This is a genomic window from Pseudomonas sp. 05N433 (assembly GCF_056396925.1).
In genome coordinates, this window is the sequence record NZ_JBFTML010000009.1 from 81,613 (window position 1) to 102,576 (window position 20,964).

Annotated in this window: 17 protein-coding genes; 6 read left to right on the forward strand and 11 right to left on the reverse strand. The window is 59.9% G+C overall.

The genetic code is table 11. The features are described 5' to 3' along the window. Window positions 1–81: 81 nt before the first annotated feature. The gene (aqpZ, locus tag AC1DIS_RS06030; protein ID WP_064619652.1) at window positions 82–780 is read left to right on the forward strand and encodes an aquaporin Z; all 699 of its coding nucleotides are present in this window, start codon (window positions 82–84) and stop codon (window positions 778–780) included. 34 nt (window positions 781–814) lie between these two features. Here the strand turns inward: aqpZ and AC1DIS_RS06035 are convergent, their stop codons facing one another. After that, window positions 815–1,939, reverse strand: coding sequence for a GNAT family N-acetyltransferase (locus AC1DIS_RS06035; RefSeq protein WP_018926735.1), 1,125 nt, complete (start codon window positions 1,937–1,939; stop codon window positions 815–817). Between the two features lie 278 nt (window positions 1,940–2,217). On the opposite strand from AC1DIS_RS06035, the gene AC1DIS_RS06040 reads away from it, so the two are divergent. Then, on the forward strand, window positions 2,218–3,540 hold the full coding sequence (locus tag AC1DIS_RS06040) for a putative porin (RefSeq protein WP_477743401.1): 1,323 nt from the start codon (window positions 2,218–2,220) through the stop codon (window positions 3,538–3,540). Between the two features lie 131 nt (window positions 3,541–3,671). Here AC1DIS_RS06040 and AC1DIS_RS06045 read toward each other — a convergent pair whose 3' ends face one another. The 5 genes from AC1DIS_RS06045 to aceK form a co-directional block, all read right to left on the reverse strand. Next, entirely contained in the window at window positions 3,672–3,908 is a 237-nt protein-coding gene (locus AC1DIS_RS06045) for an anti-sigma factor family protein (protein WP_007934080.1), read from the reverse strand. Then, window positions 3,902–4,513 carry an RNA polymerase sigma factor gene (locus tag AC1DIS_RS06050; protein ID WP_018926737.1) on the reverse strand — a complete coding sequence of 204 codons (612 nt, stop codon included), beginning with the start codon at window positions 4,511–4,513 and terminating at the stop codon, window positions 3,902–3,904. The genes AC1DIS_RS06045 and AC1DIS_RS06050 overlap by 7 nt, the downstream gene beginning before the upstream one ends. 155 nt (window positions 4,514–4,668) lie before the next feature. After that, a complete protein-coding gene (locus AC1DIS_RS06055; protein WP_477743400.1) occupies window positions 4,669–5,790 on the reverse strand; it encodes a beta-ketoacyl-ACP synthase III in 1,122 nt (373 codons plus the stop codon). A 227-nt stretch (window positions 5,791–6,017) separates the two neighbouring features. After that, window positions 6,018–9,929: an ATP-dependent RNA helicase HrpA gene (gene hrpA, locus AC1DIS_RS06060; RefSeq protein WP_018926739.1), complete on the reverse strand. Its 3,912-nt coding sequence runs from the start codon at window positions 9,927–9,929 to the stop codon at window positions 6,018–6,020. 223 nt (window positions 9,930–10,152) lie between these two features. Continuing rightward, entirely contained in the window at window positions 10,153–11,874 is a 1,722-nt protein-coding gene (gene aceK / locus AC1DIS_RS06065; protein WP_086944851.1) for a bifunctional isocitrate dehydrogenase kinase/phosphatase, read from the reverse strand. 128 nt (window positions 11,875–12,002) lie between these two features. Here aceK and AC1DIS_RS06070 point away from each other — a divergent pair, with 128 nt between their 5' ends. Next, the gene (locus AC1DIS_RS06070; RefSeq protein ID WP_018926741.1) at window positions 12,003–12,911 is read left to right on the forward strand and encodes a DMT family transporter; all 909 of its coding nucleotides are present in this window, start codon (window positions 12,003–12,005) and stop codon (window positions 12,909–12,911) included. A 107-nt stretch (window positions 12,912–13,018) separates the two neighbouring features. On the opposite strand, the gene AC1DIS_RS06075 is transcribed toward AC1DIS_RS06070, so the two are convergent. After that, window positions 13,019–13,957 (reverse strand): aspartyl/asparaginyl beta-hydroxylase domain-containing protein, encoded by a 939-nt coding sequence (locus AC1DIS_RS06075; protein ID WP_018926742.1) that lies wholly within the window; start codon window positions 13,955–13,957, stop codon window positions 13,019–13,021. A 212-nt stretch (window positions 13,958–14,169) separates the two neighbouring features. Continuing rightward, window positions 14,170–15,144, reverse strand: coding sequence for a cysteine synthase A (gene cysK / locus AC1DIS_RS06080; RefSeq protein ID WP_018926743.1), 975 nt, complete (start codon window positions 15,142–15,144; stop codon window positions 14,170–14,172). 126 nt (window positions 15,145–15,270) lie between these two features. On the opposite strand from cysK, the gene AC1DIS_RS06085 reads away from it, so the two are divergent. The 3 genes from AC1DIS_RS06085 (at window position 15,271) to AC1DIS_RS06095 (ending at window position 18,537) form a co-directional block, all read left to right on the forward strand. Beyond that, window positions 15,271–16,347, forward strand: a complete 1,077-nt coding sequence (locus AC1DIS_RS06085; protein WP_111454871.1) for a DUF748 domain-containing protein — start codon at window positions 15,271–15,273, stop codon at window positions 16,345–16,347. A gap of 144 nt (window positions 16,348–16,491) precedes the next feature. Continuing rightward, on the forward strand, window positions 16,492–17,337 hold the full coding sequence (locus AC1DIS_RS06090; protein ID WP_018926745.1) for an AAA family ATPase: 846 nt from the start codon (window positions 16,492–16,494) through the stop codon (window positions 17,335–17,337). 21 nt (window positions 17,338–17,358) lie between these two features. After that, window positions 17,359–18,537, forward strand: coding sequence for a vWA domain-containing protein (locus tag AC1DIS_RS06095; RefSeq protein WP_007934103.1), 1,179 nt, complete (start codon window positions 17,359–17,361; stop codon window positions 18,535–18,537). 51 nt (window positions 18,538–18,588) lie between these two features. Here the strand turns inward: AC1DIS_RS06095 and AC1DIS_RS06100 are convergent, their stop codons facing one another. Genes AC1DIS_RS06100 through AC1DIS_RS06110 form a run of 3 tightly spaced genes read right to left on the reverse strand, consistent with a single transcriptional unit; the run spans window position 18,589 to window position 20,956 of the window. Continuing rightward, entirely contained in the window at window positions 18,589–19,506 is a 918-nt protein-coding gene (locus AC1DIS_RS06100; RefSeq protein WP_138866155.1) for a 5-oxoprolinase subunit C family protein, read from the reverse strand. Next, window positions 19,503–20,207, reverse strand: a complete 705-nt coding sequence (gene pxpB, locus AC1DIS_RS06105; protein WP_028939352.1) for a 5-oxoprolinase subunit PxpB — start codon at window positions 20,205–20,207, stop codon at window positions 19,503–19,505. The genes AC1DIS_RS06100 and pxpB overlap by 4 nt, the downstream gene beginning before the upstream one ends. Then, window positions 20,204–20,956: a 5-oxoprolinase subunit PxpA gene (locus AC1DIS_RS06110; protein WP_064619663.1), complete on the reverse strand. Its 753-nt coding sequence runs from the start codon at window positions 20,954–20,956 to the stop codon at window positions 20,204–20,206. Before AC1DIS_RS06110 ends, pxpB begins: the two co-directional genes overlap by 4 nt. Window positions 20,957–20,964: the final 8 nt, after the last annotated feature.

A 20,964-nucleotide genomic window follows, 5' to 3' on the forward strand; every position in this document is an offset into this window, starting at 1 on the left:
TACTCAGCCAAGGTACTGGAGGTTCCGTAGTCCATCTGCTGGATGCACAACGACAGTGTTATCTCGATAGGGAAACTCGCTATGTCTTTGTTCAAACGTTCGGCTACAGAATTGGTAGGTACGTTCTGGCTGGTATTGGGAGGGTGCGGCAGTGCGGTCCTGGCGGCAGCGTTTCCAAACGTGGGGATCGGTTTACTGGGGGTGTCCCTGGCATTCGGTTTGACGGTACTGACGATGGCCTTCGCCATCGGCCACATCTCGGGTTGTCATCTCAACCCTGCGGTTTCAGTCGGACTGGTCGTCGGCGGACGCTTCCCTGCCAAAGAACTGCCCGCCTACATCATCGCCCAGGTGATTGGCGGGATCATCGCAGCGGCCTTGCTGTACTTCATCGCCAGTGGCAGACCCGGCTTCGAACTGGCCAGCGGCCTGGCGTCCAATGGCTATGGCGAACACTCGCCAGGCGGCTACTCGATGGCGGCGGGGTTTGTCAGTGAACTGGTGATGACCGCCATGTTCATCCTGATCATTCTCGGCGCCACCGATAAACGCGCCCCGGCCGGGCTGGCGCCCATCGCCATCGGCCTGGCGCTGACCCTGATCCATCTGATCTCGATTCCGGTCACCAACACCTCGGTCAACCCGGCCCGCAGTACCGGACCGGCGCTTATTGTCGGGGGCTGGGCGATTCAACAGCTATGGCTATTCTGGCTGGCGCCGATTCTGGGGGCGGTCATCGGTGGTGTGATGTACCGCTGGCTGGGCAAAGAAGACAGTTAATCTGCGCGACTGAGCCTGCAATCAACGGCGAAGATCAGCCTTGTCGATAAGGCAAGGCGGTCTTCGCCTCTTCTGCATACCCCAGCACCCCGACGCGTTCGCGCTCGAGGAAGTCTTTCACCGCCGACTTCAAGCCCGGATGGCGCAGGTAATGCCAGGAATGGGTGATCACCGGTTCAAAGCCGCGAATCAGTTTGTGTTCGCCCTGAGCGCCGGCGTCGAAACGCTGAAAGCCGTTGGCAATGGCGTAATCCATACCCTGATAGAAACAGGTCTCGAAGTGCAGGCGATCGAACTCCGCCAGGCAACCCCAGTAACGGCCATAAAAGCTGTCGCCGCCGACCAGGCTGAAGGCCATGGCCACCGGCCGTGAACCTTGTTTGGCCAGCACCACGCGAATCGACTCCGGCATGCGCTCGGCCAGCAGACTGAAAAATTCCCGCGTCAGGTAAGGCGTCTGCCGACGCACCGCGTAGGTATTGGCGTAGCAGGCGTACACAAAGTCCCACTGCGCCTGGGTCAGCTGCCGGCCTTCCAGCCATTCGAAGTCGATGCCCTGCCCTGCCACCTGCTCACGCTCCTTGCGCATTTGCTTGCGCTTACGCGAACTGAGGGCGTCGAGGAAGTCCTGAAAATCCCGGTAATCACGATTCTGCCAGTGGTACTGACAGCCAATGCGCTGCAACCAGCCTGGCTGTTCGGCCAATGCAGCGTCGGTGAACGGATCGGTGAAATTGATGTGGGCACTGGAAAGTTTTTCTATCTCCAGATAACCCGGCAGGCTCTGCAAGAGTTCGAAACCGTCCTCGATCGTCGCCGCCAGCAATCGCGGCCCGCTGACCGGACTGAACGGCACCGCCGTCAACAGTTTGGGGTAGTAGTCGATGCCCGCACGCTCACAGGCATCGGCCCAGGCATGGTCGAACACGTATTCGCCGTAGGAGTGCCATTTGCGGTAACTGGGCAGCGCGGCGATCAGGCGCTCGCCTTCGACATGCAGCAGATGCTCGGGCTGCCAGCCGGAATGCGGGCCCAGGCTGCCGCTGTCTTCCAGTGAACCGAGGAACGCGTGGCGCAGAAACGGCTGATTCTCCGGCACCAGGGCATCCCAGGTACGGGCTGCGATTTGCGACAGTGTATGCAGACGTTGCAGCGGCATTTTCCTCTCCACATCTTGGCGTGACAGCTCCGCGAGTATCGCCGATCGCAGGGCGATCCACACGCGTCAATCCGATACAAGGCTCTGAATCGGGCATTTCGGAAACGTTTGTATCGTCATCGACCTGCCATCACTTCGCCACTGACCTGTCATAAACCATCGCGATACTGGCGCCTGTTTTTAGAGCGTCGGGTTCTACCCGGCCACTGTTTTCCGACCTTCAACTGTCGGTTGTGTCCAGGATGGTTCAGCCATCCCTCTCATCTTCGGAGATTGCTATGCGTCTTGCTTCCACGAAAACTGCGGCGGCCTTGTGTGGTGGCCTGCTGCTGGCCATGAGTGTTCCGGCCAGTGCCGCAGTCGACGCCAAACTGCTCGACATGCTCAAGGCTAACGGTTCTATTTCCCAGGCGCAGTACGTTGAACTGCAAACCGAACTGGCCAAGGATCAGAAGGCTCAGCAAATCGCGCAGCAGGCGCAGCAAGAGACCAACGAACAGATAGCGGTCGCCGCGAAGAAAGCCAACGAGTTGAGCGCCTTCGACCAGAAGCTGGCCTGGGCCGCCAAGACCCAGTTCAAGGGCGACGTTCGCGTACGCCAGGAAACGGTCAAGATCGACGGCGAACCCAACAACGGTGGCCGTGACAAGGATCGTCAACGCATCCGCGCCCGTCTGGGTGCCTACAGCGAAATCAACCCGCAAGTGGACACCGGCATCCGCATTGCCACCGGCGGCGGTGACGATGCTCGCTCGACCAACCAGGACATGGACAACTACTTCGACAAGAAGCAGATCTGGCTGGATCTGGGCTACATCGACTACCACCCGGACGCCATCAAAAACCTGCATGTGATCGGCGGCAAGATGCTGCAACCGTGGGTCAGCATGGGTGATGTGATCTGGGACAGTGATATCAACCCGGAAGGTCTGGCAGTGACCTACAAATACCCGCTGGGCAGCAGTGCCGAACTGTTCGGTAGCCTGGGCAACTACAACCTCAAGGACAACGTCGACGGAGAAGGCGTGCAATTTCGTCACGACCTGCGTCTGACCGCCGGCCAGTTGGGCAGCCGTTTCGCCATCACCGACAACCTGAAACTGACCGTCGGCGGCAGCGTCTATGCCTACCAGAACGACGAAGACAGCCGTTGCACCGGCACCTCCACACCGTGCGCCCTGGCCGTCAACGGCAACTCGGCCAACAACGAGTTCCGCCTGTACGAAGGCTTCAGCCAGATCGATATCGGCGGCCTGCCGATGCCGCTGTCGTTCTACGGCCAATACGTGAAGAACAACGATGCCGTGACCGATCAGGACACTGCCTGGCTAGTCGGTGCCAAATCGAAAGTCTTCGGTTTCAACCTCGACTACAACTACCGCGACGTGCAGCGTAACGCCGTGGTCGGCGCCTTCACCGACTCGGACTTCGCCAACGGCACCACCGGTTCTCGCGGTCACAAGTTCAAAGTCGGTTACGACATCGACAAGAACTTCGCCCTCGGTGCCACTTACTTCCTGACTAAAGCCGACTTCTCCAGCCGTACCCAGCGTGATGCCAACACCAACACGCTGCAACTGGACGCGGAAGCGAAGTTCTAAGCTGCGAAGCCACACACTTCAAACGATGCGGTTTACATACGGTCGTGTCGTTTGAAGAGGTTCAACAGTCTGGCGCGGGGCAACGACCCCCATCATCCGTTCGTTTCACCCGCGCCGGCCTGTGCTTTCCTTCAGGAACGATCTTTACGCCGCTGCGCCGCCAGCCGCTCGGCCAGCGCCTCCACATCCTCGACCGGCTTCTGCGGCATCACCCGCAAGGTCGCCTGCATCAACCGCATCTGCCGAATGAATCGCCGACAATTGGGGCAAAACATCAAGTGATGCCGCATCATCAGACGCTCGCGAAAACTCAACTGGCCATCGAGATAATCACTGGAGCGCGCCACTTGTTCCTTACAGGTCAGCATTCGCCGGTTTCCTCAAAATGTTCTACGGTCGCAAAGACCTTCAACCGTGCCCGATGCAGCAGCACACGAACATTGGAGAGCGAGATTTCCAGAAGATTACAGATCTCCTCCAACTCCAGCCCCTGTCGCTCGCGCAACAGTAAAACACTGCTTTGCAGTTCCGACAGGCTGAGCAGCGTGTGCTCCAGGCATTCGCGCAGTTCGTTTTCAGTCAACAGCGCCTCTGGCGTGTCCTGATGCCAGGCAAACGGCGCCACCAGCCAATGACCATCGCTCGATGAAAAACGATCATCATCGATCGTGCCATGGGGCGACGGCAGGTCATCGAGCAACACTTCCCGGCGGTTTTGCTTGTAGCGGCTCTTGGCCGAGTTGGCGGTGATAGTCAGCAGCCAGGTCTTGAGGCTCGAACGTCCCTCGAATCCGCTCAGGTTACGCACAACCGATAGCCAGGCATCCTGAACAATTTCGTCGGCATGCCGGTTGCCCACAATAGCGTAGGCCACCGCACGCATGGCGCTCTGATAAGTGCTGACCAACTCTTTGAAAGCCTTTTGTTCACCTGCCAGCAAGCGCTCAAGCAGTTGCGCGTCGTCAGCCGCCATTAACAACCCCCTTGTTCTGACCTCGAAAATGAAAACAGCAGGACTTCGCCTGTAGGCATCGTCCTGCTGGAATTTCCGAAAATTACAGCCTTCCGACTATTTCGAATGTAGGAAAAGTCATCACAAGCCAGAGGAAAGAACAACAACCCCTTCGATCAACGTTTGCGCAATATCACGCTGCCAATCGAATAACCGGCGCCGAACGAACTGAGCACAGCCAGCGAACCGCTGACCAGATCGTCCTGATTCTTGTGGAACGAAATCACCGAACCGGCGGAGCTGGTGTTGGCGTAGGTGTCGAGAATCACCGGGGCTTCTGCTTCAGTGGCTTCACGGCCCAGCAGCTTCTTGACGATCAGGTGGTTCATGCTGAGGTTGGCCTGGTGCAGCCAGAAACGCTTCACGTCACTGACGTTGAGCTGGTTTTCTTCCAGGTGCGTGGCGATCAGCTCGGCAACCATCGGGCAGACATCGCGGAACACCTTGCGGCCTTCCTGGACGAACAGCTTGTCGGGGGCACCGATGCCCTCTTCCGCGGCGCGGTTGAGGAAGCCGAAGTTGTTGCGGATGTTGTTGGAGAACTTGGTCAGCAGTTTGGTGCTGACCACCTCGAACTGGTACTTGGAGGTCGCCAGATCGGCGCGCTCGATGATCACCGCGGTGGCGGCGTCGCCGAAGATGAAGTGGCTGTCGCGGTCACGGAAATTCAGGTGACCGGTGCAGACTTCCGGGTTAACCATCAGGATCGCCCGGGCCTGGCCCAGTTGCACACTGTTGGCGGCGGCCTGGATACCGAAGGTAGCCGAGGAGCACGCCACGTTCATGTCGTAACCGAAACCCTGGATACCCAGCGCTTCCTGAACTTCGATGGCGATGGCCGGGTAGGCGCGTTGCAGGTTGGAGCAGGCGACGATCACACCGTCGATGTCAGCGGCGGTCTTGCCGGCACGCTGCAAGGCTTGCTCGGCCGCGCCAATGGCCATCTGGCACAGCACCGACCACTCGTCGTTGGAGCGCTCGGGCAAGCGTGGCGTCATGCGTTGCGGGTCGAGGATACCCTCTTTGTCCATGACAAAGCGGCTTTTGATGCCGGAGGCTTTTTCGATAAACGCTGCGCTGGATTCGGTCAATGCCTGGATTTCGCCGCGCTCAATGGCCTCGGCGTTGTCGGCGTTGAACTGCGCGACGTAAGCGTTGAAAGACTGCACCAGCTCTTCGTTGGAGATGCTGTTGGCCGGGGTGTACAAGCCGGTGCCGCTGATGACGACGTTATGCATGGTCGTTTCTCTAATCCGTTCAGGCAGAAAGCGCTGGCACCGACGTACCAACACACAAAGGGTCTATTCCAGGTTCCGGACGCAAACCTGGCATCGCTTTATTCCGATCCGCCTGGGCCCGTGGAGGCTGAAAACCGCGGGCCGGCGTTTATAGGCGCGAAGTTTGCCATAAACGCTGGCTTTTGGCGCCTTTTGCTGAGTCGAACTCATACCCGCTCCCACAGGGTTCAGGGCTCGACTTGTGTCCATTGCTTGCTCAAGCGCTTATCGGAGATCGGCACCTTGGTTCCCAGTTGCTGTGCGAACAGCGAAACCCGGTATTCCTCCAGCCACCAGCGATAAAGCTCCAGCTGCGGATCGCGCTTGCCTTCCTGGGCGTGTTTGTTGGCGCGGGTCTGGTATTGGGTCCAGAGGCCAGACAATTCTCCACTCCAGACCCGGTCCTTCTGCACCTGAGCACCGAGTTTCTCGAAACGCTGCTCGACTGCTTTCAGGTAACGCGGCAGTTCCTTGAGCCACGGCATCGGCGTTTCCCGCACGAACCCCGGGTACACCAGATGGCTGAGCTGCTGCTTGATGTCGTTCAAGGCCACGGCTTGCGCCAGGTCGATCTTGCCCTTGAAGCGTTTTTGCAGGCCGTGCCAGTGCTTGAGAATCTCCAGGGTCAGCCTGGCCAGACGCTCGGCGTGCTCGGTCCAGGCACCGCGTTTACGTTCGGCCAGGGACGCCAGTGCGGCACCATCGCGTGGCAACGGGTCTTCGCCGTCGAGGATGCAACTGTCCAGACTGGCCAGCAGAATGTCTTCCACCAGGCTGTCGATGCGCCCCAGCTCGCGGTACATCAGGCCCAACTCGGTCAGCCCCGGCAACTTGCCGCGCAAGAACTTCGCCGGCTCCGCCAGTTGTTGCATCAGCAAGCGCTGCAAGGCCCGGCGATGCTGGAACTCGGCTTCGGCCGGGGTCGAGAAACGTCCTTCCTTGACCGTCCCGGCCTCTTCCACCAGCGCCGGATACACCGTCATCGACAGCCCGGCGATCTTCTGCTGGGTTTTCTCGGCGACGGCGGCAAAGACTTTCGCCTCCACCGGTTGCTGGCTTTTCGCGGTTTGCGGCACGGCCAAGGCGGCCTGGCTGGCCTCGGCAAAGCGTGCGGTCAACTCTGCCAAATCACGCCCTTCGCCAAGGAACTTGCCCTGGCCGTCGACGATTTCCAGGTTCATCCGCAAATGGCTTTCGACCTGCTGCGACGCTTCGGCCCAGGCCTCATCGCTGACCCTCGCGCCGGTCATGCGCAATAACTCGCGGCCCAGCGCCAGAGGCAATGAGCCCTCGCCGAAAGTCATGCGCTGCATCGCGGCTTTGACGAAATCCGGCACCGGCACGAAATTCTTGCGCAGGGCCTTGGGCAGGTTGCGCACCAGCGCAATGCACTTGGCCTCGATCACGCCTGGCACTAGCCATTCCAGGCGTTCCGGCGGCAGCATCGGCAACAGCGGTGCTGGCACGCGCAAGGTCACGCCGTCACGCGGATGGTTGGGCTCGAAGTGATAACTCAGCGCCAGTTCCAGGTCGCCGATGTGCAGGGTGTCGGGGTAATGCGCGGCGGTGACTTCACTGGCTTCGCGGGCCAGCACGTCCTCTTCGCGCATGATCAGCAGCTGCGGGTCTTTCTGGCTGTTGATCCGGTACCAACTGTCGAAGGTCGCGGTCTGGTGGATCTCCGCCGGCAAGCGCGCATCGTAGAAGGCGAACAGGGTTTCTTCGTCGGCCAGAATGTCTCGGCGACGCGCCTTGGCTTCCAGTTCGTCGAGCTGTTCCAGCAGTTGCTTGTTGGCCGTCAGGCACTTGGCTTTGGATTGAATCTCGCCACGCACCAAGGCTTCGCGAATAAACAATTCGCGGGACACCACCGGGTCGACCGGCCCGTAATGCACCGGCCGGCGTCCGACTACGATCAGCCCGAACAGGGTGATTTGCTCGAAGGCCACGACCTGCCCACGCCTCTTCTCCCAATGAGGTTCGAAGTGGTTTTTCTTGATCAGGTGCCCGGCCAGCGGCTCGATCCAGTCGGCGTCGATCTTGGCGACCATCCGCGCGTACAGCTTGGTGGTTTCCACCAGTTCGGCGGTCATCAGCCATTGCGGGCGTTTCTTGCCCAGGCCCGACGACGGGTGAATCCAGAAGCGTCGCTGACGGGCACCGAGGTAATCGCCATCTTCGGTTTTCTGGCCGATCTGGCTGAGCAACCCCGACAGCACGGCTTTGTGCAGCTTAGGGTAATCCGCCGGCTCTTTGTTGAGGCTCAGCTGCATGTCGCGGCAGATCAGGCTCAACTGGCGATGGGAATCGCGCCACTCGCGCAGGCGCAGGTAATTGAGGAAGTTCTTGCGGCACCAGTTACGCAGCGGACTGGCCGTCAGTGCCTGGCGCTGTTCTTCAAAACCCCGCCACAGATTGACCAGCCCGGCGAAGTCCGAGTCCACGTCTTTCCACTGGGCGTGGGCCTGATCGGCGGCTTGCTGACGCTCCGGCGGACGCTCGCGCGGGTCCTGGATCGACATGGCGCTGGCGACAATCAGCACTTCCTGCAAGCTGCCCAGTTTCGCCGCTTCCAGTAGCATGCGGCCCATACGCGGGTCCACCGGCAGCCGCGCCAGTTGGCGGCCGAGCGGGGTCAGCTGACTGTTGCGATCCACCGCCGAGAGCTCTTGCAGCAGGTTGAAACCGTCGCTGATGGCCTTGCCGTCCGGCGGTTCGATAAACGGGAAATCAGTGATCTCGCCGAGGCGCAGATGGAGCATCTGCAGAATCACCGCCGCGAGGTTGGTCCGCAGGATTTCCGGGTCGGTGAATTCCGGCCGACCGATGAAATCTTCTTCGCTGTACAAGCGCACGCAAATACCCGGCTCGACCCGCCCGCAGCGACCTTTACGCTGGTTGGCACTGGCCTGGGAAATCGCTTCGATCGGCAAACGCTGGACCTTGGCGCGGTAGCTGTAACGACTGATGCGCGCGGTGCCGCTGTCGATCACGTAACGAATGCCCGGCACCGTCAGAGAGGTTTCCGCAACGTTGGTCGCCAGAACCACTCGACGCCCCGGATGCGACTGGAAAATCCGCTGCTGCTCGGCCGGCGACAGCCGTGCGTACAACGGCAGAATCTCGGTGTGCTTGAGCTGTGCCTTGCGCAGCATGTCCGCCGCGTCGCGAATCTCGCGCTCGCCGGGCAGGAACACCAGCACGTCGCCGGGGCTCTTGCGCTCACTGCGTTCGAACGCGGCGATTTCGTCGAGGGTGGCGAGGATCGCCTGATCCACGGTCAGGTCATCCTCGACACGGTTGCCCTCCTCGTCCTGCTCCAGGGTCAGCGGGCGATACCAGGTTTCCACCGGGAAGGTGCGACCGGAGACCTCGACAATCGGCGCGTCATCGAAGTGTTTGGAGAAGCGCTCCAGGTCGATGGTGGCCGAGGTGATGATGACTTTCAGGTCTGGACGACGGGGCAGCAGGGTTTTCAGGTAACCGAGCAGGAAGTCGATGTTCAGGCTGCGTTCGTGGGCTTCGTCGACGATGATCGTGTCGTAGCGCTCGAGGTAGCGGTCGTTCTGGGTTTCCGCCAGCAGGATGCCGTCGGTCATCAGTTTGATCAGGGTGTTGGCATCGCTCTGGTCCTCGAACCGCACCTGATAGCCCACCAGCGCACCCAACGGTGTCGCCAACTCTTCAGCGACCCGGCTCGCCACGCTGCGGGCGGCGATTCGACGCGGCTGGGTGTGGCCGATCAGGCCGTGCTGGCCGCGGCCGATTTCCAGGCAGATCTTCGGCAACTGGGTGGTTTTACCCGAACCGGTTTCGCCGGCAATGATCAGCACCTGATGTTTGAGCAACGCCGCTTTGATTTCGTCGCGCTTGGCGGCGATCGGCAGGCTGTCGTCGTAGCGAATCACCGGCAGGCTGGCGCGCCGCGCCAACACCTGATCACAGGACGCCTGTGTGCGCGTCACCCACTGGGCCAGCTTGGCCTCGTCAGGTTTCTTGCGCAGCTCAAGCAACTGCCGCCGCAGCCGGTGGCGGTCGGCGAGCATGGCGTGATCGAGGTTTTTCAGCAGTTTGTCGATGGAAGGCGATTCGTCAGTCATCAGGTACGCAAAAGTCGTCTAGTGGCGCAGGAGGCGGATTGTCGCAGATTTGGGCTGCTGAGTGACGCGCTTTTGTGGCGAGGGAGCTTGCTCCCGTTCGGCTGCGAAGCAGTTGTAAACCTTTCATCGCGGCTGTCTGAATCTGCGCGATGAATGGTTTTGGGGTCGCTTCGCAACCCAGCGGGAGCAAGCTCCCTCGCCACAGTGTGTTCGCTCAGACGAGCTATTCGTTATCCAGCCCCTTGCGCCGATACGGAAACACATCAATCACCTTCCCCGCCCGAATCGCTTCCTGCAGCCCCTTCCAGTAATCGGCGTTGTACAGCTCGCCGTGCAACTGATCGAACAACTTTCGCTGCCCGGAATCGGCAAACAGAAACGGTGGAAACTCCTCGGGGAACACGTCCAGTGGCCCGATCGAGTACCACGGTTCGGAGGCCATTTCGTCTTCCGGCGTGCGCGGTTGCGGGATGTGGCGGAAGTTGGCTTCGGTCAGGAAGCAAATTTCGTCGTAGTCATAGAACACCACGCGACCATGACGGGTGACGCCAAAGTTTTTCAACAGCATGTCGCCGGGGAAAATGTTCGCCGCCGCCAGTTGCTTGATCGCCAGGCCATAATCTTCCAGCGCCTCGCGCACCTGCGCTTCGTTGGCGTGTTCCAGATAAAGGTTCAACGGCGTCATCCGGCGTTCGGTCCAGCAGTGACGAATCAGCACCGTATCGCCTTCCACCGACACCGTGGACGGCGCCACTTCAAGCAGTTCTTCCAGGCATGCCGGCTCAAACTTGCTCAGGGGGAAACGGAAGTCGGCGAACTCCTGGGTGTCGGCCATGCGCCCGACCCGGTCGACGCTTTTTACCAGGCGATACTTTTCGATCACCGTGGCGCGGTCGACGTTTTTCGACGGCGAGAAGCGGTCCTTGATGATTTTGAATACGGTGTTGAAGCCCGGCAGCGTAAACACGCTCATGACCATCCCGCGCACGCCGGGGGCCATGATGAACTGGTCGTCGGTGTTGGCCAGGTGATTGATCAGCGCCCGGTAGAACTCGGACTTGCCATGCTTGTAGAAGCCGATCGAGGTGTACAGCTCGGCGATGTGTTTGCCTGGCAGGATGCGTTTGAGAAAGCCGATGAACTCCGCCGGTACCGGCACATCGACCATGAAGTACGAACGGGTGAAGGAGAAGATGATCGACACCTCCGCCTCGTCGGTGATCAGTGCATCGATCTGGATGCCCCGCCCTTCGCGGTGCAGCAGCGGAATCACCAGTGGCCATTGATCGTCCTGGGTGAAGATGCGCCCCACCAGATAGGCACCTTTGTTGCGGTAAAGCACCGAGGAAAACAGCTCGACACTCAGCTCCGGGTCCTTGCAGACCCAGTCCGGCAGGTTCTCGCGCAATTGCGCTTCGAGGCGGCGCAGGTCGCCGGGCAAATCGGCGTAGTCCTCGCTGAAGCGATAGTCGGTAAAAATACTCGCGAGCATGCCGGACAACTGGCCATGGGGCTTGTAGGTGCGGGTTTGCGCCGCCCGGGCGCGGCGCAGGCTTGGCCGCGTGGTGTGGATGAACATGCAGCCGTCGCTGATCAGGTCGTGGCTGAACAACCCACAGAAAATCGAGTTGTACCAGGTCTCGGACAGTTCATCGTCGAAGCGCAGGTCGATCAGGCTGATATAGGCGCTTTTGACCAACGGCCAGCTGCTGACGTCCATCAGCACATCGGCGGCGAACGACTGATGCAGGCGCCCAACCGTTTCGCCGACTTTCTCTTCGTAGAGGTTGATCCGCGCCGCCGACGCGACTTGTGTCGCCTGCCACTGGGCTTGCTCGAAGCGGCCTCGGGCACCGTCGGTGATCTGACGGAAATGCTCGCGGTAATCGTCAAAGCCATCGAGGATCATTCGGGCGATGTCGGCGGCTGGCCATTGCTGCGGCATGGTGAAACCTCTGCGGCTGTTCTTATCGTTGGAGCTTGAGCTTAGTGGCCCCGTGTGACGCAACGCAACCATTGCCTTGTACCCCGACTGGCGCGACACTTGCGCGCCAATCAAGGAAGGAAAGTGCTGTGAACCCCGTCGATATCCTGCGTTTGTTGTCACTTGCCGCCATTTGGGGGGCGAGCTTTCTGTTCATGCGCATTATCGCCCCAGTGATTGGCACAATCCCCACTGCCTTTTTCCGTGTATCGATTGCCGCTGTCGGGCTGCTGGTGATCGTCGGGCTGCTGCGTATCAGCTGGGATTTCAAAGGCAAACTCAAGACGGTGATGCTGCTCGGAGTGATCAACTCCGGGGTTCCGGCGACGCTCTATTCCGTGGCCGCGCAAGTGCTGCCGGCCGGCTATTCGGCGATTTTCAACGCCACCACGCCCTTGATGGGCGTGTTGATCGGCGGATTGTTCTTCAGTGAAAAACTCACCGGAGCGAAGGTCTGCGGGGTGTTTCTCGGACTGTTTGGCGTCGGCATCCTCACCCGTGCAGGTCCGGTGGCGTTCGATATGCAACTGCTGATGGGCGCACTGGCGTGCCTGATGGCTACCACCTGTTATGGCTTTGCCGGCTTCCTCGCCCGCCGCTGGCTCGACCAGGCCGGCGGCCTCGACAGTCGCCTGTCGGCCCTGGGCAGCATGCTCGGCGCCACCTTGTTTTTGCTGCCGCTGTTCGGCTACAGCGTGATCAGCCAGCCACCGGCGAGCTGGGGCGGCTGGAGTGTCTGGTTGTCGTTGCTGGGATTGGGCTTGGGCTGCACCGCGTTTGCCTACATCGTTTACTTCCGTTTGCTCAGCTCGATCGGCCCGGTGAAGTCGATGACCGTGACCTTCATGATTCCACCGTTCGGGGTGTTGTGGGGCGCGCTGTTGCTGGATGAGCCGCTGTCGATGGCGCACCTCTATGGCGGAGTGTTGATTGCGGCGGCGTTGTGGCTGGTGTTGAAGCCGGCAGTGGTGAAGCCGGTTGAGGTGGTTGCCCGATAAAACGCCTTCGCAGGCAAGTCGGATCACTTACAAGGCCCGGAGCTCATGAGCAAGCGCGCATAAAAAAACCGCTCCCAAGGAGCGGTTTTTTCATTCCATGGTCGGCCTCAACCGAACAACCAATACCCCAACAACGTCAACACCACCACCGCCAGCACCGGTCGCAGCACGCGATAGGCCTTGGGGTTGCGGCGCTTCCACTGCTTGACCATACCGCTGAATTTGTCGCTGAAAGTCTTGCTCCAGGCATAAGCCTGGTTGATCCCGCCAACGCGCTCATCGTCAAGGTTCTGCGGCGCAGTAGCACGCCCCAGCCAGCCGCTGATCCAGCGGTTGATGCGGGTCATCAGGCGGTTGCTCAAGGGGCGTTCGATGTCGCAGAACAGGATGACGCGGGTTTGCTCGGTTTCGTTCTTGACCCAGTGCACGTAGGTTTCATCGAACATCACGTCTTCGCCATCACGCCAGGCGTAGACCTGACCGTCGACGAAGATGCGGCAATCATCGGAGTTCGGCGTCGACAACCCCAGGTGATAACGCAGGGAACCGGCGAACGGGTCGCGGTGCGGGTTGAGGTGGCTACCGCCCGGCAACAGCGCAAACATCGCGCCTTTCACATTGGGGATGCGGCTGACCAGCTCGACGGTTTTCGGGCAGAGCAATTCAGCCGATGGCAGCGGTTTGTCGTACCACTTGAGGTAGAAACGCTTCCAGCCCTTCTTGAAGAACGAACCGAAACCGGCGTCGTTGTTCTTTTCGGCGGCGCGAATGTAGCCCTCGTCGAACAGGTGCATGGCTTCGTCGCGGATAACTTCCCAGTTGTCCCTGAGCACGTCGAGCTCCGGGAACTTGCTGCGGTCCAGATAGGGCTTGGACGGCACACCGGAGAACAGGTACATCAAGGCGTTATAGGGCGCGAACAGGGCCGAGTGATTGACGAACTGACGCAGGACCGGCAAACGCGCCTTGCCACGCAAATGCACATAGAGCGTGCTGCCGAGGAACAGCAGCAACACCGACGCCTTCGCGACAAAGGAAAAGCTCATCTACGACTCCTTGAGAATAGGAAACTCCGCACAACGCCTTTTACCCGACGTGGCAGTCGGCCATGATAAACACTACCGGCCTCGGGAAAAACCCGTATTACTCAACATTCAGTGTTAAGGATTGTGCAATAAAGCACTTCTTAACATAGGGTTCCTGAACGGGGGCTGACCTGAATCAACCCCCTGATCGGCTTCAAAACAGCCATAAAATCTTATTGCTGATTTTCCTGTTCGGTAAACAAGTCACTGAACAGCATGCTCGACAGGTAGCGTTCGCCAGAGTCGGGCAGGATCACCACGATGGTCTTGCCCTGCATTTCCGGGGTTTCGGCCAGGCGTACAGCCACCGCCATGGCGGCGCCGCAAGAGATGCCACTCAAAATCCCTTCTTCTTGCATCAGGCGCAGGGCCATCGCCTTGGATTCGTCGTCGCTGACCAATTCCACTCGGTCGACCATCGACAGGTCCAGGTTCTTGGGCACAAAACCAGCGCCGATGCCCTGGATCTTGTGGGGGCTCGGTTTGATCTCTTCCCCAGCGATCGCCTGGGTGATCACCGGGGACACCATTGGCTCCACCGCCACCGAGAGAATCGGTTTGCCCTGGGTATTCTTGATATACCGCGAAACCCCGGTAATGGTTCCACCCGTTCCGACGCCCGCCACCAGCACGTCGACCGCACCGTCGGTGTCGTTCCAGATTTCCGGGCCGGTGGTTTTTTCGTGGATGGCCGGGTTGGCCGGGTTTTCGAACTGCCCCGGCATGAAGTAGGTGGACGGATCACTGGCGAGGATTTCGGCAGCTTTCTCGATCGCGCCTTTCATGCCCTTGGCCGGCTCCGTCAACACCAGTTCGGCGCCAAGGGCCTTGAGCACCTTGCGTCGTTCGATGCTCATGGACGCAGGCATGGTCAACATCAACCGATAACCACGGGCGGCGGCAACGAATGCCAGGCCGATACCGGTATTGCCCGAGGTCGGTTCGATGATGGTCATGCCGGGCTTGAGTTTACCGCTGCTTTCAGCATCCCAGATCATGTTCGCGCCGATTCGGCACTTGACCGAATATCCAGGGTTGCGCCCTTCGATCTTGGCCAGAATGGTGACACCGCGCGGGGCGATACGGTTGATCTGCACCAGCGGCGTATTGCCGATGGAATGGGCGTTGTCAGCATAGATACGGCTCATGGCTGGGTCCTTATACCGCGTTGAATTAGCCCTCCAAGGTATGCCTGTTGCTCGTGGTCGTCCAGTCAGTCGAACGTCCGGCTGCCATAGCAGTCAACCGCTTTACACCGCCAGAGATTTGCCGCCATGAAGCGTCGATACAGTTGGCCCCTGTTGACCCTCGCCGGCCTCCTCATGTTGCTGGTTGCCGTGCATATCGCCCTGCCCTACATCGTGCGTGACTACCTGAACGAGCGATTGGCCAACATGGGCGACTATCGCGGGCAGGTTACCGACGTGGACCTGGCCCTGTGGCGTGGCGCCTACAAAATCAACGGGTTGAAAATCGTCAAGGTCGAAGGCAAGGTCCCGGTGCCATTCGTCAACGCGCCATTGATCGACCTCTCCGTCAGCTGGCACTCACTTTGGTACGACCACGCCGTGGTGGCCAAGGCGCAGTTCGACAAACCCGAGGTGAACTTCGTCGATGGCGGCGCCAACAAGAAAAACTCCCAGACCGGTCAGGGCACCGACTGGCGGGCACAGTTGGAAAAATTGCTGCCGATTACCCTGAACGAAGTGCGGATCAACGATGGCCGGGTCACCTTTCACAACTTCAATTCAAAACCACCCGTGAACCTGAGCGCTACTCAGGTCAATGCCAACATTTACAACCTGACCAACGTAGTCGACACCAAAGGCAAACGCGATGCCCGTTTCGATGGCAAGGCGCTGTTACCGGGGAATGCACCGCTGGAAACAACGGCAACCTTCGATCCGCTGAGCAATTTCGAAGACTTCGAGTTCCGCCTGCGCGCCAGGGACCTTGAACTCAAACGCCTGAACGACTTCGCGTCGGCCTACGGCAAGTTCGACTTCAATGCCGGCCATGGCGACCTGGTCATCGAGGCCAAAGCCAATAAGGGTCAACTCACCGGCTACATCAAGCCACTGTTGCGGGACGTCGAAGTGTTCAATTGGCAACAGGACGTGGAGAACAAAGACAAAGGGATTTTCCGCTCCATTTGGGAAGCGCTCGTCGGCGGCACCCAGAATGTATTGAAGAACCAGGCGAAAAACCAATTCGCCACTCGCGTCGAACTCAAGGGCAACGTGCATCAGCGGAATATCAGCGCGTTCGAGGCGTTTTTGCAGATTTTACGCAACGGTTTCATCCAGGCGTTCAATGCCCAGTACGAACGACCCAAACCGGATGCGGGATGAGTCACGAAGTGACGCCCCATTCAGAGACTGAATAACCCGTCTGCGTTCACAGTCGACCGGGCTGCGCGTTATAGTCGAGCCTGACCATTTATTGCGCCCCGCCCTGCCTCGCTCAGGTCGGCGTTACCGTTCGAGGATTAGCAGATGAAGTTCGAAGGCACCCAGGCCTACGTCGCCACCGATGACCTGAAGCTGGCGGTCAACGCCGCTATCACCCTGGAGCGGCCACTGCTGGTCAAGGGTGAGCCAGGCACCGGCAAGACCATGCTCGCAGAGCAACTGGCCGAGTCCTTCGGCGCCAAGTTGATTACCTGGCACATCAAGTCCACCACCAAGGCGCATCAAGGCCTGTACGAATACGACGCGGTCAGCCGCCTGCGGGATTCGCAACTGGGCGTGGACAAGGTCCACGACGTTCGCAACTACCTGAAAAAGGGCAAGCTCTGGGAGGCGTTCGAGTCCGAAGAGCGGGTGATTCTGCTGATCGACGAAATCGACAAGGCCGACATCGAGTTCCCCAACGACTTGCTGCAAGAACTCGACAGGATGGAGTTCTACGTTTACGAGATCGACGAGACCATCAAGGCCAAGAAACGTCCGATCATCATCATTACCTCCAACAACGAAAAAGAACTGCCGGACGCCTTCCTGCGCCGCTGCTTCTTCCATTACATCGCGTTCCCGGATCGGGTGACGCTGCAGAAGATCGTCGACGTGCACTACCCGGACATCAAGAAAGACCTGGTCAGCGAAGCGCTGGACGTGTTCTTCGACGTGCGCAAGGTGCCGGGCCTGAAGAAGAAGCCCTCGACCTCCGAACTGGTGGACTGGCTGAAACTGCTGATGGCCGACAACATCGGCGAAGCGGTGCTGCGCGAACGCGATCCGACCAAGGCCATTCCGCCGCTGGCAGGCGCCCTGGTGAAGAACGAACAGGACGTGCAATTGCTTGAACGTCTGGCGTTCATGAGCCGTCGCGGCACTCGCTAAGTACCAATAAGGGCGATCGCCATGCTGCTCAATCTGTTCAACGAAATGCGCGCAGCCAAGGTGCCGGTCTCGGTGCGTGAGCTGCTGGACCTGATCAACGCGCTGAAACAGCGCGTGACCTTCGCCGACATGGACGAGTTTTATTACTTGTCGCGGGCGATCCTGGTGAAGGACGAACGGCATTTCGACAAGTTCGACCGGGCGTTCGGTGCCTACTTCAATGGCCTGGAAAAACTCGACGATCACCTTCAGGCGTTGATCCCCGAAGACTGGCTGCGCAAGGAATTCGAACGCTCCCTGACCGACGAAGAGCGGGCCGCGATCCAGTCCCTCGGCGGCCTGGACAAGCTGATCGAAGAGTTCAAGAAGCGCCTGGAAGAACAGAAAGAACGCCATGCCGGCGGCAACAAATGGATCGGCACCGGCGGCACCAGCCCGTTCGGTTCCGGCGGTTTCAACCCGGAAGGCATTCGGGTCGGCGATGCCGGTAAGCGTCAGGGCAAAGCGGTGAAAGTCTGGGATCAGCGCGAGTACAAGAACCTCGACGATTCGGTGGAACTGGGCACGCGCAACATCAAGGTCGCCCTGCGTCGCTTGCGTAAATTCGCCCGTCAGGGCGCGGCGGAAGAACTGGACATCGACGGCACCATCGACCACACCGCGCGCGATGCCGGGTTGTTGAACATCCAGATGCGTCCGGAGCGGCGCAACACCGTCAAGTTGCTGCTGCTGTTCGACATCGGCGGCTCGATGGATGCCCACGTGAAGATCTGCGAAGAGCTGTTCTCGGCCTGCAAGACCGAGTTCAAGCATCTGGAGTACTTCTACTTCCACAACTTCATTTATGAATCGGTGTGGAAGAACAACATGCGCCGCACCTCCGAGCGCACCGCCACCCAGGACTTGCTGCACAAGTACGGCGCCGACTACAAAGTGATCTTCATCGGCGACGCCGCCATGGCGCCCTATGAAATCACCCAGGCCGGCGGCAGCGTCGAGCACTGGAACGAAGAAGCCGGTTACGTGTGGATGCAGCGCTTCAAGGAAAAGTACAAGAAGCTCATCTGGATCAACCCGTACCCGAAAGACACCTGGGGCTATACCTCGTCGACCAACATCGTGCGGGATTTGATCGATGATCAAATGTATCCGCTGACGTTGCGGGGGTTGGAGGAAGGGATGCGGTTTCTTTCCAAGTAGAGCATTGCATCTATGGCGAGGGGGGCTTGTCGGAACGCCCCCTTGCCACAGTTAAAACCGGCGCAAATACTCGACTTGTTCGCGATGCGCGACGTCCTGCACCACCGGTTTCAACCGCACCGTCGCCCCCGGCAGACACTGCGCCAGCCGCGCCAACGCCAACGGTGTCAACGCCCCCAACCGCGGATAACCGCCAATGGTCTGCCGGTCATTGAGCAGCACAATCGGCTGCCCATCCGGCGGCACCTGGACCGCCCCCAGCGGGATGCCTTCGGAAATCATCGGCTTGCCCTGATACTGCAATGCCGCTCCCAACAGACGAATGCCCATGCGATCGGCGCGACTGTCGAGGGTCCAGACGCTGTTGAATGCGTCAAACAGACTCTGCCCGCTGAATTCACCGATTTGCGCACCAAGCACCAGGTCCAGCGGCGTATCGAGGTTGAAATCCGGAACGTGCTCGCGAGGCAGTTCCCGTACCAGCAGCGGCGCCTCGGTGGAGTACTTCAACGACGATCCCTTGGCCAACGCCCGGCCCATGCCGTCGAGGCCGCCGAGTTCCTCACGCACCACAGTCGCAGTGCTGCCCAGCACCTTCGGCGCATCAAACCCGCCTGGTGCCGCGAGGTACGCCCGAGCGCCAAGCAACGGTTGCGTGAATTGCAATCGTTGACCTTTGCCCAGTTTGAAACTGCGCCACGGCGCCAAGGGCTGGCCATCAATCTGCGCCCCAAGATCGGCACCAGCCAATGCCAGCAAGCAATCGTCCTCGGCCACCACACTGAACCCGCCGAGGGTAATTTCGATCACCGACGCATCCAGCCCGTTACCCAACAGCCAATTGGCCCACGACATCGATCGCCAATCCAGTCCGCCGCCCTGGGTCACGCCCAGATGCCGCACACCAAATCGCCCGGCGTCCTGCAACAGGCAAAGCGGTGTACTTGCTTCAATCGTCAGTCGGCTCATGCCAAGGTCTCCAACGGCGTGTCGTCACCGCCCAGGTTGATGAACTCGGCATGACTGACCGCCTCGAAGCGCACCGTGTCGCCCGGTTGCATCAAGCTGTAGCCGTCGCGTTCACGGTCGAACAATTTGGCCGGTGTGCGACCGATCAGGTTCCAGCCGCCGGGGGACACTACCGGATAAGCCGCCGTCTGGCGTTCGGCGATGCCGACACTGCCGGCGGCGACTTTTTTGCGCGGGGTACTCAGACGCGGTGCGGCCAACACTTCTTCCACCAACCCCATGAACGCGAACCCCGGCGCGAAGCCCAACGCGAACACTTGATACTCGTGTTCGCTATGGCGGCGGATTACCTCTTGCACCGTTAGTCCGCTGCGTTGAGATAACAAGCCAAGTTCCGGACCGACACTCGGGTCATACCAGACCGGCAGCACATGGCATTTACCCTTGGCCCGAGCGTTGGGCGTCAGATCGATCAGGGCTTGAGCGATCAACTCCCGGGCCTGGGCCGGGTTCAATGCCATCAGATCGTAATGCACCATCAGCGTCGTGTAGGACGGCACCAGATCGATCAAATGGCTGGCGAATGCTTCTCGCAAACGCTCACTGGCAGCCAGCATCCACGGCATGTTGGCCTCGGCAATTTCATCGAACAGGCGCACCATCAGGCAATCGAGCGCCACCACTTCCACCCGTGGCTTCATGATGCGCTCTGCTGATTCAAGGCCTCGCGAATGCGCCGCACGGCGGCCACCGAACTGGCGTTGTCGCCGTGTACGCACAAGGTATTGGCCTGCAGGTGCAAGGCGCTGCCATCGCTGGCCGTGAGGTTGTCACCGCGGGCAATGATCAGCGCCTGTTCGATGATTTTCTCGGGATCGTGATGCACGGCACCCGGCAGTTGCCGCGAGACCAGCATTCCGGCGCTGTCGTAAGCGCGATCGGCGAAGGCTTCAAACCACAGGGTCACACCGTATTCGTCGCCCAACTGCTGGGCGGCGCTGTTGTCGCGGGTGGCCATCAGCATCAGCGGCAGTGTCCGGTCATAGGCCGCCACGGCCTGGATCACCGCGCGCAATTGCGCCGGGTTGGCCATCATGTCGTTGTACATCGCGCCGTGGGGTTTGACGTAACTCACCCGCCCGCCCTGAGCCCGGCAAATGCCGTCGAGGGCACCAATCTGGTAGTGCAACAGGTCCTGCAGTTCCTGGGCGGTATACGCCATGGAGCGGCGGCCGAAACCGACCAGATCCTGATAGGCCGGATGCGCGCCGATCTGCACGCCGTTGCTCAGGGCCAGGCTGACGGTCTTGCGCATGATGCTCGGGTCGCCGGCATGGAAACCGCAGGCGATGTTGGCGCAGTCGATGAAGGGCATGACCTCGGCGTCCAGACCCATGGTCCAGTTGCCGAAACTCTCGCCGATGTCGCAGTTCAATAGCAGGCGGTTCACGGTGAACA

Bases quoted from the DNA above. Each gene is read 5' to 3' on its own strand.
- aqpZ (WP_064619652.1), top strand. From the start codon at position 82: ATGTCTTTGTTCAAACGTTCGGCTACAGAATTGGTAGGTACGTTCTGG.
- AC1DIS_RS06035 (WP_018926735.1), bottom strand. From the start codon at position 1,939: ATGCCGCTGCAACGTCTGCATACACTGTCGCAAATCGCAGCCCGTACC.
- AC1DIS_RS06040 (WP_477743401.1), top strand. From the start codon at position 2,218: ATGCGTCTTGCTTCCACGAAAACTGCGGCGGCCTTGTGTGGTGGCCTG.
- AC1DIS_RS06045 (WP_007934080.1), bottom strand. From the start codon at position 3,908: ATGCTGACCTGTAAGGAACAAGTGGCGCGCTCCAGTGATTATCTCGAT.
- AC1DIS_RS06050 (WP_018926737.1), bottom strand. From the start codon at position 4,513: ATGGCGGCTGACGACGCGCAACTGCTTGAGCGCTTGCTGGCAGGTGAA.
- AC1DIS_RS06055 (WP_477743400.1), bottom strand. From the start codon at position 5,790: ATGCATAACGTCGTCATCAGCGGCACCGGCTTGTACACCCCGGCCAAC.
- hrpA (WP_018926739.1), bottom strand. From the start codon at position 9,929: ATGACTGACGAATCGCCTTCCATCGACAAACTGCTGAAAAACCTCGAT.
- aceK (WP_086944851.1), bottom strand. From the start codon at position 11,874: ATGCCGCAGCAATGGCCAGCCGCCGACATCGCCCGAATGATCCTCGAT.
- AC1DIS_RS06075 (WP_018926742.1), bottom strand. From the start codon at position 13,957: ATGAGCTTTTCCTTTGTCGCGAAGGCGTCGGTGTTGCTGCTGTTCCTC.
- cysK (WP_018926743.1), bottom strand. From the start codon at position 15,144: ATGAGCCGTATCTATGCTGACAACGCCCATTCCATCGGCAATACGCCG.
- AC1DIS_RS06085 (WP_111454871.1), top strand. From the start codon at position 15,271: ATGAAGCGTCGATACAGTTGGCCCCTGTTGACCCTCGCCGGCCTCCTC.
- AC1DIS_RS06090 (WP_018926745.1), top strand. From the start codon at position 16,492: ATGAAGTTCGAAGGCACCCAGGCCTACGTCGCCACCGATGACCTGAAG.
- AC1DIS_RS06095 (WP_007934103.1), top strand. From the start codon at position 17,359: ATGCTGCTCAATCTGTTCAACGAAATGCGCGCAGCCAAGGTGCCGGTC.
- AC1DIS_RS06100 (WP_138866155.1), bottom strand. From the start codon at position 19,506: ATGAGCCGACTGACGATTGAAGCAAGTACACCGCTTTGCCTGTTGCAG.
- pxpB (WP_028939352.1), bottom strand. From the start codon at position 20,207: ATGAAGCCACGGGTGGAAGTGGTGGCGCTCGATTGCCTGATGGTGCGC.